This window comes from Pseudomonas pichavaramensis (assembly GCF_050473265.1).
Lineage (GTDB): Bacteria > Pseudomonadota > Gammaproteobacteria > Pseudomonadales > Pseudomonadaceae > Aquipseudomonas.
This window is the reverse complement of sequence record NZ_JBJKFJ010000001.1, coordinates 85,058-99,571: the sequence shown is the minus strand read 5'-3', so window position 1 is coordinate 99,571 and position 14,514 is coordinate 85,058. Positions and strand designations below refer to the sequence as shown.

Annotated in this window: 14 protein-coding genes and 1 riboswitch; of the genes, 9 read left to right on the top strand and 5 right to left on the bottom strand. The window is 62.4% G+C overall.

What is annotated here, in order from left to right:
- Window positions 1–69: 69 nt before the first annotated feature.
- Window positions 70–465: a DUF1090 domain-containing protein gene (locus ACJRW5_RS00420; RefSeq protein ID WP_484568569.1), complete on the top strand. Its 396-nt coding sequence runs from the start codon at window positions 70–72 to the stop codon at window positions 463–465.
- Here the strand turns inward: ACJRW5_RS00420 and ACJRW5_RS00415 are convergent.
- From ACJRW5_RS00415 to ACJRW5_RS00405, 3 genes are all read right to left on the bottom strand, one after another.
- Window positions 459–908 (bottom strand): c-type cytochrome, encoded by a 450-nt coding sequence (locus ACJRW5_RS00415; protein ID WP_484568568.1) that lies wholly within the window; start codon window positions 906–908, stop codon window positions 459–461. The two genes, ACJRW5_RS00420 and ACJRW5_RS00415, sit on opposite strands and share 7 nt — an antisense overlap.
- A 152-nt stretch (window positions 909–1,060) precedes the next feature.
- Window positions 1,061–1,447, bottom strand: a complete 387-nt coding sequence (locus tag ACJRW5_RS00410) for an MAPEG family protein (RefSeq protein ID WP_484568567.1) — start codon at window positions 1,445–1,447, stop codon at window positions 1,061–1,063.
- A gap of 116 nt (window positions 1,448–1,563) precedes the next feature.
- Window positions 1,564–1,953, bottom strand: a complete 390-nt coding sequence (locus tag ACJRW5_RS00405; protein ID WP_484568566.1) for an acyl-CoA thioesterase — start codon at window positions 1,951–1,953, stop codon at window positions 1,564–1,566.
- A gap of 183 nt (window positions 1,954–2,136) precedes the next feature.
- Window positions 2,137–2,221, top strand: a riboswitch (S-adenosyl-L-homocysteine riboswitch).
- A gap of 23 nt (window positions 2,222–2,244) precedes the next feature.
- On the opposite strand from ACJRW5_RS00405, the gene ahcY reads away from it, so the two are divergent.
- From ahcY to rhlE2, 5 genes are all read left to right on the top strand, one after another.
- The gene (gene ahcY, locus ACJRW5_RS00400) at window positions 2,245–3,633 is read left to right on the top strand and encodes an adenosylhomocysteinase (RefSeq protein ID WP_484568565.1); all 1,389 of its coding nucleotides are present in this window, start codon (window positions 2,245–2,247) and stop codon (window positions 3,631–3,633) included.
- A gap of 98 nt (window positions 3,634–3,731) precedes the next feature.
- Complete coding sequence (gene metF / locus ACJRW5_RS00395) at window positions 3,732–4,580, top strand: methylenetetrahydrofolate reductase [NAD(P)H] (RefSeq protein WP_484568564.1); 849 nt, start codon at window positions 3,732–3,734, stop codon at window positions 4,578–4,580.
- A gap of 77 nt (window positions 4,581–4,657) precedes the next feature.
- Window positions 4,658–6,031, top strand: a complete 1,374-nt coding sequence (gene ppnN / locus ACJRW5_RS00390; RefSeq protein WP_484568563.1) for a nucleotide 5'-monophosphate nucleosidase PpnN — start codon at window positions 4,658–4,660, stop codon at window positions 6,029–6,031.
- Window positions 6,032–6,083: 52 nt separating this feature from the next.
- A complete protein-coding gene (locus tag ACJRW5_RS00385; RefSeq protein ID WP_484568562.1) occupies window positions 6,084–6,842 on the top strand; it encodes a substrate-binding periplasmic protein in 759 nt (252 codons plus the stop codon).
- A 189-nt stretch (window positions 6,843–7,031) separates the two neighbouring features.
- Window positions 7,032–8,927 carry an RNA helicase RhlE2 gene (gene rhlE2, locus ACJRW5_RS00380; RefSeq protein ID WP_484568561.1) on the top strand — a complete coding sequence of 632 codons (1,896 nt, stop codon included), beginning with the start codon at window positions 7,032–7,034 and terminating at the stop codon, window positions 8,925–8,927.
- A 171-nt stretch (window positions 8,928–9,098) separates the two neighbouring features.
- Here rhlE2 and ACJRW5_RS00375 read toward each other — a convergent pair whose 3' ends face one another.
- Both ACJRW5_RS00375 and ACJRW5_RS00370 read right to left on the bottom strand, forming a co-directional pair.
- Window positions 9,099–9,674, bottom strand: coding sequence for a YceI family protein (locus ACJRW5_RS00375; protein WP_484568560.1), 576 nt, complete (start codon window positions 9,672–9,674; stop codon window positions 9,099–9,101).
- 60 nt (window positions 9,675–9,734) lie between these two features.
- Window positions 9,735–10,280, bottom strand: a complete 546-nt coding sequence (locus tag ACJRW5_RS00370; protein ID WP_484568559.1) for a cytochrome b — start codon at window positions 10,278–10,280, stop codon at window positions 9,735–9,737.
- Between the two features lie 253 nt (window positions 10,281–10,533).
- Here ACJRW5_RS00370 and ACJRW5_RS00365 point away from each other — a divergent pair, with 253 nt between their 5' ends.
- The 3 genes from ACJRW5_RS00365 to ACJRW5_RS00355 all read left to right on the top strand — a co-directional run bounded on the left by ACJRW5_RS00365 (window position 10,534) and on the right by ACJRW5_RS00355 (window position 14,482).
- On the top strand, window positions 10,534–11,937 hold the full coding sequence (locus tag ACJRW5_RS00365) for an adenosylmethionine--8-amino-7-oxononanoate transaminase (protein ID WP_484568558.1): 1,404 nt from the start codon (window positions 10,534–10,536) through the stop codon (window positions 11,935–11,937).
- A 121-nt stretch (window positions 11,938–12,058) separates the two neighbouring features.
- Window positions 12,059–12,784, top strand: coding sequence for a 16S rRNA (uracil(1498)-N(3))-methyltransferase (locus tag ACJRW5_RS00360; RefSeq protein WP_484568557.1), 726 nt, complete (start codon window positions 12,059–12,061; stop codon window positions 12,782–12,784).
- A 207-nt stretch (window positions 12,785–12,991) separates the two neighbouring features.
- Window positions 12,992–14,482 (top strand): alanine/glycine:cation symporter family protein, encoded by a 1,491-nt coding sequence (locus ACJRW5_RS00355; RefSeq protein WP_484568556.1) that lies wholly within the window; start codon window positions 12,992–12,994, stop codon window positions 14,480–14,482.
- Window positions 14,483–14,514: the final 32 nt, after the last annotated feature.

The window sequence follows — 14,514 nt, the reverse complement described above, 5'->3', positions numbered from 1 at the left end:
TCGCTCACACCGGGCGAACCTCGCGCGCCGACCAGGGTCACTTCAACATAGCCCTCATAAGGAGAGACCATGATGCGTCAAATCACCTTGCTCGGCCTGCTGCTGGCCGCCGGGCTCAGCGCGACCCCAGTCCTGGCTGCCGAGCCCGACAGTGGCTGTGCGACCAAGCGCCAGGTTCTGCAGGAAAAGATCGACACCGCCGAACAAAGCGGCAATGAGCGCGAGTTGCAAGGGCTGCGCAAGGCTTTGGGCAACATCGACGCCCATTGCGATGATGCCTCGCTGCAAGAGGATCGCTTGGCCAGCATCGAGGAAGCACGCCAGGAGGTAGAGGAGCGCGAAATGGATCTGCGCGAAGCCATGGGCAAGGGCGATCAGGAAAAGATCGCCAAGCGTCGAGCCAAACTGGCCGAAGCCCGCGCAGATCTGGAGCAGGCCGAAGCCGAGGCGCGAGCGGATCAGTAAGCGCGAAAGGCCTTGTGGCAGGCTTCGCAGCTGTCTTCGATCTGCTTGACCGCCGGCTCCAGCCGCGCGCGGCTCAGCGGTGGCGAGGTGGTGTTCTGCACCAGCTCGGCCGTCGCCTGCTCAAGGTCCCGAGCCATTTTCTGGAACTGCTCCTGACGCTCCCAGACTTCAGGATTGGCCTTGCTCCGCTCATCGTCACGGACCTGCGGAAAGTGCTGCCAGGGCTCCCGTGACAGACGGTCCAGCTCGGCCGCTCCATTGATGAAGGCGGTTTCTTCGTAGGGGATACGCCCGCGCAGCATGCCGCCGAGATCCTCGCTGACCTTGAGCATCTCCTTGAACAGTGCCTGGCGCTTACCCAACGGCGAATCGGGATCGACGCCACCACAGGCGCTCAGGGTCAGGCCGATGCAGGCGAGCAGCAGGAGTTTGTTCAGGTTCATCGGCACGACTTCCGGGCGACAAGGGGGCGCTAAGTATCGCGGCTTGGCCTGCCCCGGCCAAGCGACCTCTTGTCACAACTGCCGTCCTTCGCGCAACGGTCAGCCGAGGTTCAGCAACGCAAGCATGCAGCCGAACGCCCGCCCCCTGCCACTCAGGCAGCCACGACGAACAGCGCAACGATCAGCGCCATACCCGCAAACCAGACAAGCGAACGCAGCGCCCCCCAGTCCGCCAGATAGCATACGAAATACAGCACGCGACTGGCGACGAATCCCATCGCCAAGTGATCCAGCGACGACTGTTCTGCGCCGCCGGCCTGATGCGCGATGATCACTGCCGCCGCGAATGCCGGTGTGACCTCGAAGCCATTGAGCTGGGCGTTGTGGGCCCGCTTGCGCCAGCCCTCCAGCGTACCCAGGAACGCACGCGGGTCCTGATTGGCCCGCGGGCCATAGCCGGGGCCGAGGAATTTGGCGGTAGCGGTACCTAAGTAGGGCAGCACGATGGCGACGAGGACGCACCAGTAGGCGAGGGTCATGACATGGTTTCACTGCTGAGAATGGAGCGCCAAGCCTGAACCAGCACCTGCTCCGCGTCCATGACCGCTCACGCCCATGATGCTGGCGCTTCGGCCAAGTCAGACGCCAGCGTGGCTCAGCCCGGGAAGCGATCCCTGGCGTAGGTGATTTCGGTCTTGCCATGGGGCGCCGGCAGGCCATCCTCGCCAAGATTGACGAATACCAGCTTGTCGATGGTCAGAATGCTCTTGCGCGTGACCTTGTTGCGCACCTCACAACGCAGTGTGATGGAGGTGCGGCCGAACTCGGTGGCCGTGATACCCAACTCGATGATGTCGCTCTGCCGCGCCGAACTGACGAAGTTGATCTCGGAGATGAATTTGGTGACCACACGCTGATTGTCGAGCTGGACGATGGCGTAGATCGCCGCCTCCTCATCGATCCACTTCAACAGGCTGCCGCCGAACAAGGTGCCGTTGGGGTTGAGATCTTCAGGCTTGATCCACTTGCGGGTGTGGAAGTTCATACACTGTCCTCCTTGTCATGTTGGGCCGTCATGATGCGCCTGCGCCGCCGGGCTTGTCGCCACAGCTGCGCCTATGACAGCGATAGCCAGGCAATTGCGACAGAAAGCCTTGGGCTGTAACGCACGGGCGGCTATAATTTGCCGGTTTAACGCGACCGGCACCGCTCCGGTCGCTCCCGCCACCCGGCCGAGGGGCGCTGCAGCAGGGTTGCCCCCTGTCAGGCTCGTCCGGGGCGTTAACCAAACGCATCAACGGCGCCCATTCGCAGACAACGAATGGAGTGCTATTGCATGGCTTTCAACGATTTCAAAGTCGCTGACATTTCCCTGGCCGAGTGGGGCCGCAAAGAGCTGATCATCGCCGAATCCGAAATGCCGGCACTGATGGGCCTGCGTCGCAAGTACGCCGCCAGCCAACCGCTGAAAGGCGCGAAGATTCTCGGCTGTATCCACATGACCATCCAGACCGGTGTGCTGATCGAGACGCTCACAGCGCTGGGCGCCGAAGTGCGCTGGTCTTCGTGCAACATCTTCTCCACTCAGGATCAGGCCGCTGCCGCCATCGCCGCCGCCGGCATCCCGGTGTTCGCCTGGAAGGGCGAGACCGAAGAAGAGTACGAGTGGTGCATCGAGCAGACCATCCTCAAAGATGGCCAGCCATGGGACGCCAACATGGTGCTGGACGACGGCGGTGACCTGACCGAAATCCTGCACAAGAAATACCCGCAGATGCTCGAGCGCATCCACGGCGTCACCGAAGAGACCACCACCGGTGTGCACCGCCTGCTCGACATGCTCAAGGCCGGCACCCTGAAAGTCCCGGCGATCAACGTCAACGACGCGGTCACCAAGAGCAAGAACGACAACAAGTACGGCTGCCGTCACAGCCTCAACGACGCCATCAAGCGCGGCACCGACCACCTGCTGTCGGGCAAGCAGGCGCTGGTCATCGGCTACGGTGACGTGGGCAAGGGCTCGGCCCAGTCGCTGCGTCAGGAAGGCATGATCGTCAAGGTTTCCGAGGTCGATCCGATCTGCGCCATGCAGGCCTGCATGGACGGTTTCGAGCTGGTCTCGCCGTACAAGAACGGCATCAACGACGGCACCGAAGCCAGCGTCGACGCTGCGCTGCTGGGCAAGATCGACCTGATCGTCACCACCACCGGCAACGTCAACGTGTGTGACGCCGGCATGCTCAAGGCGCTGAAGAAGCGCGCCGTGGTGTGCAACATCGGCCACTTCGACAACGAGATCGACACCGCTTTCATGCGCAAGAACTGGGCGTGGGAAGAGGTCAAGCCGCAGGTGCACAAGATTCACCGCACCGGCGCTGGCAAATTCGACGCGGCCAACGATGACTACCTGATCCTGCTGGCCGAAGGCCGCCTGGTGAACCTGGGCAACGCCACCGGCCACCCGAGCCGCATCATGGACGGTTCCTTCGCCAACCAGGTGCTGGCGCAGATCTTCCTGTTCGAGCAAAAGTTCGCCGACATGCTGCCTGCGCACAAGGCCGAGCGCCTGACCGTGGAAGTGCTGCCGAAGAAACTCGACGAAGAAGTGGCCCTGGAAATGGTCAAGGGCTTCGGCGGCGTGGTCACTCAGCTGACCCAGCAGCAGGCCGACTACATCGGCGTCACCGTAGAAGGTCCGTTCAAGCCGGACGCCTACCGCTACTAACCCGCAGCTGTAAGCACAAGCCTCAAGCGGCATGAGATGGATGACATCTACTTGCTGCTTGAGGCTTGCGGTTTGCAGCTGAGAAGAGAACCTTCACCATGACCCAGAAAAAAATCCCTGTCAGCTTCGAGTTCTTCCCGACCAAGACCGAAGCCGGCCAGGAAAAACTGCTGACCGTGGCCCGCGAACTGGCCGCTCACAGCCCCGACTTCTTCTCCTGCACCTACGGCGCTGGCGGCTCCACCCGTGACCGCACCCTGAGCACCGTGCTGCAACTCGACGGTGAAGTACAGGTACCCACTGCGCCGCACCTGTCCTGCGTTGGCGACACCAAGGCCGAGCTGGTCGAACTGCTCAAGCTTTACCAGAGCAAAGGCATCAAGCGCATCGTCGCCCTGCGTGGCGACCTGCCCTCGGGCATGGGCCTGGCCAGCGGCGAGCTGCGTTATGCCAATGACCTGGTCGAACTGATCCGCAGCGAAACCGGCGATCACTTCCATATCGAAGTGGCTGCCTACCCGGAGATGCATCCGCAGGCGCGCAACTTCGAAGATGACATCGCCAACTTCGTGCGCAAGGCCAAAGCCGGCGCCGACAGTGCCATCACCCAGTACTTCTTCAACGCCGACAGTTATTTCTACTTCGTCGAGCGCGTGCGCAAGCAAGGTGTCGAGATCCCGATCCTGCCTGGCATCATGCCGGTGACCAACTACAGCAAGTTGGCCCGCTTCTCCGACGCCTGCGGCGCAGAAATGCCACGCTGGATGCGCAAACAGCTGGAGGCCTACAGCGACGACAGCGCCAGCATCCAGGCCTTTGGTGAAGAAGTGATCACCCGTCTGTGCGAACGCCTGCTGCAGGGTGGCGCCCCAGGCCTGCACTTCTATACCCTGAACCAGTCCGCGCCGAGCCTGGCCATCTGGAACAACCTCCAGCTGCCTCGCTAAGGCCGCCCACCCGCAGGCTGCCCGCCGGGTAGCCTGCTCGCGTCACCCCCCGCTTTGCCGCCGAAGGATCGCCTGCCATGCTCAAACGCTCCACGATCAACGCCTCCGTCAGCCCCAAGGGCAGCCTGGAAACGCTCTCGCAGCGTGAAGTCCAGCAACTGCGCGAAACCGGTTCGGGCAGCGTCTACCGCCTGTTCCGGCAGTGTGCGCTGGCGATCCTCAACACCGGCTCGCACAGCGACAACGCCAAGACCATTCTCGAGGCCTACCCGGATTTCGAGGTAAAGATTCATCAGCAGGATCGCGGCATCCGCCTGGAGCTGCTCAACGCCCCCGCCGACGCTTTCGTCGACGGCGAGATGATCGCCAGTACCCGTGAAATGCTGTTCAGCGCCTTGCGCGACATCGTCTACACGCAGAGCGAACTGGAAAACAAGCGCATCGATCTGGACAGCTCCGAGGGCATCACCGACTACGTTTTCCACTTGCTGCGCAACGCTCACACCCTGCGCAGCGGCGTCGAGCCGAAGATGGTGGTGTGCTGGGGCGGCCATTCGATCAGCACCGAGGAATACAAGTACACCAAGAAGGTCGGCCACGAGCTGGGCCTGCGCGGCCTGGACATCTGCACCGGCTGTGGCCCGGGCGTGATGAAGGGGCCGATGAAGGGCGCCACCATCAGCCACGCCAAGCAGCGCAATCTGACCGGTCGCTACCTGGGTCTGACAGAACCGGGCATCATCGCCGCCGAAGCGCCGAACCCGATCGTCAACGAGCTGGTCATCCTGCCGGATATCGAGAAGCGCCTGGAAGCATTCGTGCGTGTCGGCCACGGCATCATCATCTTCCCCGGTGGCGCCGGCACGGCCGAAGAGTTTCTCTACCTGCTGGGCATCCTCACCCACCCGGACAATCAGGATCTGCCCTTCCCGGTCATCCTCACCGGGCCGAAGAGCGCCAGCACCTACTTGCAGCAGTTGCATGACTTCATCGGTGCGACCCTGGGTGAGGCGGCGCAACAGCGCTATCGCATGATCGTCAACGATCCGGCCGAAGTCGCCCGCGAGATGGCCGTCGGCATCAAGGCCGTGCGCCAGTTCCGCCGCGAGCGCAATGACGCCTTCCATTTCAACTGGCTGCTGAAGATCGACGAAAGCTTCCAGCACCCGTTCGAGCCGACCCACGAAGCCATGGCCAGCCTCAACCTCACGCGCGAGCAACCCTTGCACCATCTGGCCGCCAATCTACGCCGCGCCTTCTCCGGCATCGTCGCCGGCAACGTCAAGGAGAATGGCATCCGCCTGATCGAGGAGAACGGTCCTTACGAGATTCGCGGCGAGAAAAGCATCATGCGCCCACTGGACCGTCTGCTGCAGTCCTTCGTCGAGCAACATCGCATGAAATTGCCAGGCGGCAGCGCCTATGAACCCTGCTATCGCGTGACCGACTGAAGGCATGCCGGTCACACTTTCACGGCACAGGTAAAATCGCTAATCTGGCGCAATGCCATTATTCAAGCGCCAGATTATTGCCACGATACTGCTCTGCTGCCTCGCATCTGCGGCGCGAGGCGAAACGCTGCGCCTGGTCACGGATGCGTGGGCACCCTACGTCTATCAGGAAAACGGCCAACCGGCCGGCTTCGATTACGAGGTCAGTCGCGAAGTATTGCGCCGCCTGGGCATCGAACTGGAGCTGCAGTTCATGCCCTGGAAGCGCTGCCTGCTGGCGCTGGACCAGGGGCACGCCGACGGCATTCTCGATATCTTTTATCGGCAAGAGCGCGAGACGCACATGGTCTTCGTCGAAGAGCCGCTCAGCGATGTCGAGTTGGTGCTGTTCTTCGATCGCAGTCGCCCCTATCCCTATCGAGCACTGGAAGATCTTCGTGATCTGACGATAGGTATTTCCCCCGGCTATTGGTACAGCGATGAAAGCTTCCGCACCTCACAACTGTTCAATCGCGAGGAGGCGCCAACACACGAGGCCAATCTGGGCAAGCTGGTACGCCAGCGTGTCGACCTGGTGGTCAACGACCGGCGCGCCGGCCTCTATCTGAGCGAACAGATGGGCCTGCGACAGCGAGTCGGTTACAACCGCAAAGCGGTTGGCCACGATCGTTTGTTTCTGGCACTGCAGCGTACGCCGGCGATGCAGCGCCTGGCGGATGAATTCGCGCGCGAGCTGCGTCGTTTCAAACGCGAGCCTGCCTACACCCTGCTGCTCGAGCACTACGCCAGCGCCGAAAAAACCAGTCCGTGAACCAACCGACAGGCTGATAGCTGCGCAAGGCTCCAGCTCTGTTATACTCGGGACTTCCCGCCAGGCTTGCGCCCGGATGCTGGTTCTCGGAAGCCAGCAGTACCGGACGGGATCATGCGCCCCACGCGTGATTCAAGCCAGGCAATATCACCCCATAGGGCCACGCCCTCACTACGTACAGGATTGCCCATGTCCTTTGCTTCCCTCGGTCTCTCCGAGGCTCTAGTCCGTGCGATCGAATCCGCCGGCTATACCCAGCCCACTCCGGTGCAACAGCGGGCGATTCCCGCCGTGTTGCAAGGTCGCGATCTGATGGTGGCGGCCCAGACGGGCACGGGCAAAACCGCAGGCTTCGCCCTGCCGATTCTCGAGCGCCTGTTCCCCGCCGGCCATCCGGACCGCGAACAGCGCCATGGCCCGAAACAACCGCGCGTACTGGTGCTGACCCCCACCCGCGAGCTGGCCGCCCAGGTGCACGACAGCTTCAAGATCTATGCCCGTGACCTGAAATTCGTCAGCGCCTGCATCTTCGGTGGTGTCGGCATGAATCCGCAGGTGCAGGCTCTGGCCAAGGGCGTGGACGTACTCGTCGCCTGCCCCGGCCGCCTGCTCGACCTCGCCGGTCAGGGCAGCGTGGATCTCTCCCACGTGGAAATCCTGGTGCTGGACGAAGCCGACCGCATGCTCGACATGGGTTTCATCCATGACGTGAAGAAGGTACTCGCGCGGCTGCCCGCTCAACGTCAGAATCTGCTGTTCTCGGCGACCTTCTCCAAGGACATCACCGACCTGGCCGGCAAGCTGCTGCAAGACCCGGAGCGCATCGAAGTCACCCCGCCGAACACCACCGTCGAGCGTATCGAACAGCGCGTGTTCCGCCTGGCTGCCAGCCACAAGCGCGCCTTGCTGGCGCACCTGATCACTCAGGGTGCCTGGGAACAGGTGCTGGTGTTCACCCGCACCAAACACGGCGCCAACCGCCTCGCCGAATACCTCGACAAGCACGGCCTGCCGGCTGCCGCGATTCACGGCAACAAGAGCCAGAACGCGCGCACCAAGGCCCTGGCCGACTTCAAGGCAAACAAGGTACGCATCCTCGTCGCCACCGATATCGCCGCCCGCGGCCTGGACATCGACCAGCTGCCGCATGTGGTCAACTTCGAGTTGCCCAACGTCGAGGAAGACTACGTGCACCGCATCGGCCGTACCGGCCGCGCCGGGCGTAGCGGCGAGGCCATCTCGCTGGTTGCCCCGGACGAGGAGAAGCTGCTCAAGAGCATCGAGCGCATGACCAAGCAGAAGATCCCGGACGGCGATCTGATGGGCTTCGACGCCAATGCAGTGGAAGCCGAGCGCCCGGAAGTGCGCGAGCCGCGCCAGCCGCGTAACGCCGGTCAGAAGAAGCAGAAAGCCGAAGGTGGCGACAAGCCCAAGGGCGAGCACCAGAACGGTGGCCGTAAGGATAAGGGCAAGGACGGCGGCAAGGACCAGAAAGCCAAGCCTCAGGGCCAGAAACGCCGTCGCGGACAACGTAACAGCAACGGCCAGAATCAGCCGGCAGCGGCGGCTCCCGCCCTGCCGCCAGATCGTGATCCGGAAGAGTTCCTAGACGACGATATCGACAACTTCGGCAACCGCGTCGACTACGTCAGCCCTACCCAGAACAAGCAGCAGGGGCGTGGCCGTCGCTCGAGCGGCAACCCCAGCAACGGTACCCAGCAGGGTCAAGGCCAGCGCCAAAGCAACAAGGGCCCGCGCAACAACAATGGCGGTGGCGCTGGCAATGGCGCCAACAAGAACCGCCGCCAGGGCAACGGCCAGGGTGGCCAGGGTCAGGGGCGCAACGGCGGTAACCGTGGCCGCGGGCGCGCTGCCCATGACGGTCGCGTGACGTCGCTCGACCGCGACGAGCTGCCGCGCGCAGAGGCCGCTGTGCGCAGTCCACGCGACAAGCAGCCGATCATCATGCACAAAAGTTCGCGCCTGGATCGTTTCCCCACGGCCGAGCAACTTGATGAGCTGAGCAGCAACAATCGCCCGCGCGGCGAGAAACCAGCCCTACTCACGCGCAATCGCGACGAGTAAGAGGCAAAACCAACAAAAACGCCGCCCATCGGGCGGCGTTTTTGTTGGTGCCAGGGTTTAACTGCGCGTAAATCGTTGAAACCGGTGCGCGCGGCGCACCCTAGGGTGAAGCCTGCGCTCAGCACGTAGTGTGTGCACCATGCGCACCGATGGCCCTAGCGGCCGCTTTCTTTACTGACGAATGCCTTCGACCGAAATGATCAGCTCGACGGTTTCCGACGCCGGGCCGAGATCCATGGCGATATCGAAGTCTTTCAGCTTCAGCGTGGTAGTACCTTCGAAACCGGCGCGGTAGCCGCCCCACGGGTCCTTGCCTTCACCGATGAATTTGGCCGCGATGACGACCGGCTTGGTCACGCCATTGAGGGTCAGGTTACCGGTTACGTCGGCAGTGCCTTCGCCAGTGGACTTGACCGAAGTGGACTCGAAGGTCGCGGTATCGTGTTTGCTGGCGTTGAGGAAATCAGCGCTGCGGATGTGCTTGTCACGCTCGGCGTGGTTGGTGTCGACGCTGGCGGTCTTCAGCGTCACGCTGACCTTGCTGGCTTCAGGGCTGGCAGCATCGAAGCTGAACTTGCCGTCGAAGTCCTTGAAGGTGCCGTACAGCCAGCTGTAACCCAGGTGGCTGATCTTGAAATTGACGAAGGCGTGCTGGCCTTGCTTGTCGATGACGTAGTCAGCCGCCATGGCCTGACCACCAATCAGAGCAGAACCCAGAACCAGTGCAGCGAGGGCATTCTTCAACATGGGGTGTTCTCCTTGCTAGGTTGTCGATCTAGATGGGCCTAGGCCCGATTGTTAAATGCTTCAGCGCCCGAACATCCGCAGCAGGGTGCTGTCGCGGTCGATGAAATGGTGCTTGAGTGCTGCCAGGCCGTGTACCACGGCGAAAATAACCAGGCCCCAAGCCAGGTACTCGTGAATGTCACCGGCGATGTCTTCCTGATGTTCGATGCCGGTCAGGGTCGCGGGCACGCTGAACAGGCCGAAAACCTCGATACCGCGACCGTCGGCGGTGGAAATCAGGTAACCGGAAATCATCACGCCGAACAGCCCCAGATAGAGCACACCGTGGCCCAGCTTGGAAGCCAGGCGGGTGAACGCACCATGGCTATCCAGAGCGGCCGGCGCCGGGTTGAACGAACGCCACAGCACGCGCAGCAGCATCACCGCGAACAGCACGATGCCGATGCTCTTGTGCACATCCGGTGCGGTCTGCCGCCAGGGGTCGTAGTAGCTAAGCCCCACCATCCAGAAGCCGAGGGCAAAGAGGCTGAATACGGCCAGTGCCACCAGCCAGTGCAGCAGCACACTGACCAGACCGTAACGAGCAGAGGTATTGCGCCATTGCATGGGGGCTTCCTAATTCAATTTCCGAGCAAGACTAACGGCAAATATATCGACTTAAAGCGGAAAATTTCGCTATGAAACATCGGGAAATGCGATATTTCCTTTTAATCATCTCAAGCCAGTTGGTTTGGTGCGCTGCCGCCAGAACAAAGTTCTCAGCCATGACCTGAACGTACGAATACGCCGGACCAGCGGCATGCCCATACCCGCCGGCAGCTTCTGGTAGGCTGTGCCGCCGAACAGCGGGAGATTTCTCATGAGCCAGAACGACCTTTGGATACAGCGCGACCTCGACGTGTTGTGGCACCCCTGCACACAGATGAAGGATCACCAGCGCCTGCCGCTGATCCCCATTCGCCGCGGTGACGGCGTGTGGCTGGAAGACTTCGACGGCAAGCGCTATCTCGACGCGGTCAGTTCCTGGTGGGTCAACGTCTTCGGCCACGGCAACCCGCGCATCAACACGCGCATCCGCGAGCAGCTCGACAGCCTCGAACACGTGATGCTTGCCGGCTTCACCCACGCCCCGGTGGTGGAACTCTCCGAGCGTCTGGTGCAGATCACCCCGGCCGGCCTGAACAAGGTCTTCTACGCCGATAATGGTTCGTCCGGCATCGAAGTCGCGCTGAAAATGAGCTTCCACTACTGGCTCAACAGCGGCTCTCCTAACAAGAAGCGCTTCATCACCCTGAGCAACAGCTACCACGGCGAAACCGTGGCGGCGATGTCGGTGGGCGATGTCTCGCTGTTCACCGACACCTATAAGGCGCTGCTGCTCGACACCCTCAAGGTGCCCAGCCCGGACTGCTACCTGCGCCCTGAAGGCGTGAGTTGGGAAGCGCACTCACGCGCAATGTTCGCGCACATGGAACAAACCCTCGCCGAACATCACCACGAAGTTGCCGCAGTGATCGTCGAGCCGCTGATCCAGGGCGCCGGCGGCATGCGCATGTACCACCCGGTGTACCTCCAGCTGCTGCGCGAGGCCTGCGACCGCTACGGCGTGCACCTGATCCACGACGAGATCGCCGTCGGCTTCGGCCGCACCGGGACGATGTTCGCCTGCGAACAGGCCGGCATCACCCCGGACTTCCTGGTGCTGTCCAAGGCGCTCACCGGCGGCTACCTACCGATGGCCGCGGTGCTGACCACCGATGACGTGTACGCGGCGTTCTACGACGACTATGCCACCCTGCGCGCCTTCCTCCATTCGCACACCTACACCGGCAACCCGCTGGCCTGTGCCGCCGCGCTGGCGACCCTGGACATCTTCGAACAGGACAACGTCATCGAAGCCAACAAGGCCCTGGCTGCGCGCATGGCCAGCGCAACGGCGCACCTGGCCGACCACCCGCATGTCGCCGAAGTGCGCCAGACCGGCATGGCCCTGGCCACCGAAATGGTCGCCGACAAGCCCAGCAAGACCGCCTACCCCTGGCAGGAACGTCGCGGCCTGCGCGTCTATCAGCACGCGCTGCAACGTGGCGCCCTGCTACGCCCGCTGGGCAGCGTGGTGTATTTCCTGCCGCCTTACGTGATCAGCCCTGAGCAGATCGACTTCCTCGCCGAAGTGGCCAGCGAAGGGATCGATATCGCCACGCGTGAGTCGGTGAGCGTCGCGGTGGACAATCGCTTCCCCGATCATCGCGATCCGGGCTGAGTAGGCACAAGCGAAACCCGCTGCGCACCCTACGGAAAAGCAGCGTACTTGCCGTAGGGTGCGCAGCGCTCAGCAGCGCTTTAAACTGGCCGCTTCGAACTTGCCGCCTGCAGCTGCCCACATGCGCCTATCCCGTTTCTTCATCGATGCCCCGCTCTCCCTCGGCCAGCACGAGCTGCCCGAAGCTCAGGCCCACTACATCGGCCGCGTACTGCGTCATGCCGCGGGCGATGCCGTACAACTGTTCGACGGCAGCGGCCGCGAGTACCTGGGCGAGCTGATCGAGGTGGGCAAGAAAAGCGTGCGCGTAGAGCTGCGCGAGGCCCTCGATGGCCTGGCCGAGTCCGCGCTGCGCATTCACCTGGGGCAAGGCCTGTCGCGCGGCGAACGCATGGACTGGGCGATCCAGAAAGCCACCGAGATGGGCGCGACGGAAATCACGCCAATCGTCTCGACGCGCTGCGAAGTGCGCCTGAAGGACGAGCGGGCCGACAAGCGCATGGCTCACTGGCGCCAGGTGGCGATCAGCGCCTGCGAGCAGTGCGGCCGCTCGGTGTTGCCCGTGATCCACCCGCCACTGGAGCTCGGCGCCTGGCTGCAGCAGACCGATGCCGACCTGAAGCTGGTGCTGCACCCGGTTGCCGCCCCCCTGCAAAGCCATGACCGGCCTCAAAGTCTGGCCTTCCTGATCGGACCGGAAGGCGGTTTGAGCGATGCAGAAGTGGAGCAAGCGAAGCAATCCGGTTTTCATGCAGCCCGTCTAGGACCACGCGTTCTGCGCACAGAAACGGCTCCGGTGGTGGCGCTGAGCATCGCCCAGCAGCTGTGGGGCGACCTCCAGGCGTAAAATGTCGCCTTGGCGTAACAAAATGTGACCTCAAGAGATTGCAAGACGGGCAGTCTTTGTCATGCTCTGCGCGCCGCATGCGCGACCCGCTCACCAGCAACCCGCGCCCGGCGGAGGCCGGCGCCTTGCAGCGTTGTACCTCTTCCAATAACAAATCAACGGGTTTCGGCCCTGCCCAAAAGGCGGCCGCATGCCCAGGAGCATTGCATGAACGAACTGGTCTCGACCCTCAACGGTCTGGTCTGGAGCCCGGCGCTGATCTATCTATGTCTCGGCGTTGGTCTCTACTTCTCCCTGCGCGGCCGCTTCCTCCAGGTCCGCCACTTCAAAGAAATGATTCGCCTGATGTTCACCGGCAAGACCGATGAACACGGCATTTCCTCCTTCCAAGCTCTGACCATGACCCTCGCTGGTCGCGTCGGTACCGGCAACATCGCGGGTGTGGCCACCGCCATCACCTTCGGCGGCCCGGGCGCGATTTTCTGGATGTGGATGGTGGCCTTCCTCGGCGCCAGCTCGGCTTTCGTCGAGTCCACCCTCGGCCAGGTGTACAAGGAAAAGCTCAACGGTGAATACCGTGGTGGCCCGGCCTTCTACATCGAGAAAGGCCTGGGTCTGAAGTGGTACGCCTGGCTGTTCGCCGTGGTTACCGTGTTCGCCTGCGGCCTGCTGCTGCCGGGCGTACAGGCCAACTCGATCGCCTCCAGTGCGCAAACCGCATTCGGCATCGAGCCGACCGTCACCGCCGCGCTGCTGGCCATTCTGATCGGCCTGATCATCTTCGGCGGCGTGAAGCGTATCGCTCACTTCACCCAGGTAGTGGTGCCGTTCATGGCGCTGGGCTACATCCTGGTCGCCCTGGTGATCATCCTGCTGAACATCGAAAAGCTGCCGGAAGTGATCGCACTGATCTTCCGTAGCGCCTTCGGCCTCGAGGCCGGTTTCGGTGCCATCATCGGCATGGCCATCCAGTGGGGCGTGAAGCGTGGCGTCTACTCCAACGAAGCAGGCCAGGGCACCGGCCCGCACGCCTCCTCCGCGGCAGCCGTCAGCCACCCGGCCAAGCAGGGCCTGGTACAGGGCTTCTCGGTCTACATCGACACCCTGTTCGTCTGCTCGGCGACTGCCTTCATGCTGCTGATCACCGGTCAGTACAACGTGCAGGCTCCCGATGGCAGCGCGCTGTTCACCGGTATCGCTGGCGTCGCCGCCGGCCCGGGTTACGTGCAGACCGCGATGGAGAACATGATGCCCGGCTTCGGTAACGCCTTCGTTGCCATCGCCCTGTTCTTCTTCGCCTTCACCACCATCCTGGCCTACTACTACATCGCTGAAACCAACATCGCCTACATCAACCGCAAGGTGAAGCGTCCTATCCTCACCCTGCTGCTGAAGTTCGGCATCATCGCCGCGACCGTTTACGGCACCGTGCGTAGCGCCACCGTAGCCTGGGATCTGGGTGACCTCGGTGTAGGCCTGATGGCCTGGCTGAACATCATCGCCATCCTGCTCATGCACAAAATCGCCTACAAGTGCCTGAAGGACTACGAGCAGCAGCAGGACGAAGGCAAGGACCCGGTATTCCATCCAGAGAAGCTCGGCATCAAGAACGCCGACTACTGGGGTAGCCATACCTCGGAAGACAATCTGGTAGAAGAAAAGAAAAACGAAGCTGCAGAGCCTGATGCGCAACGCTAACTGCGTTCGCTAGCGGCATAAAGAAAAGCCCC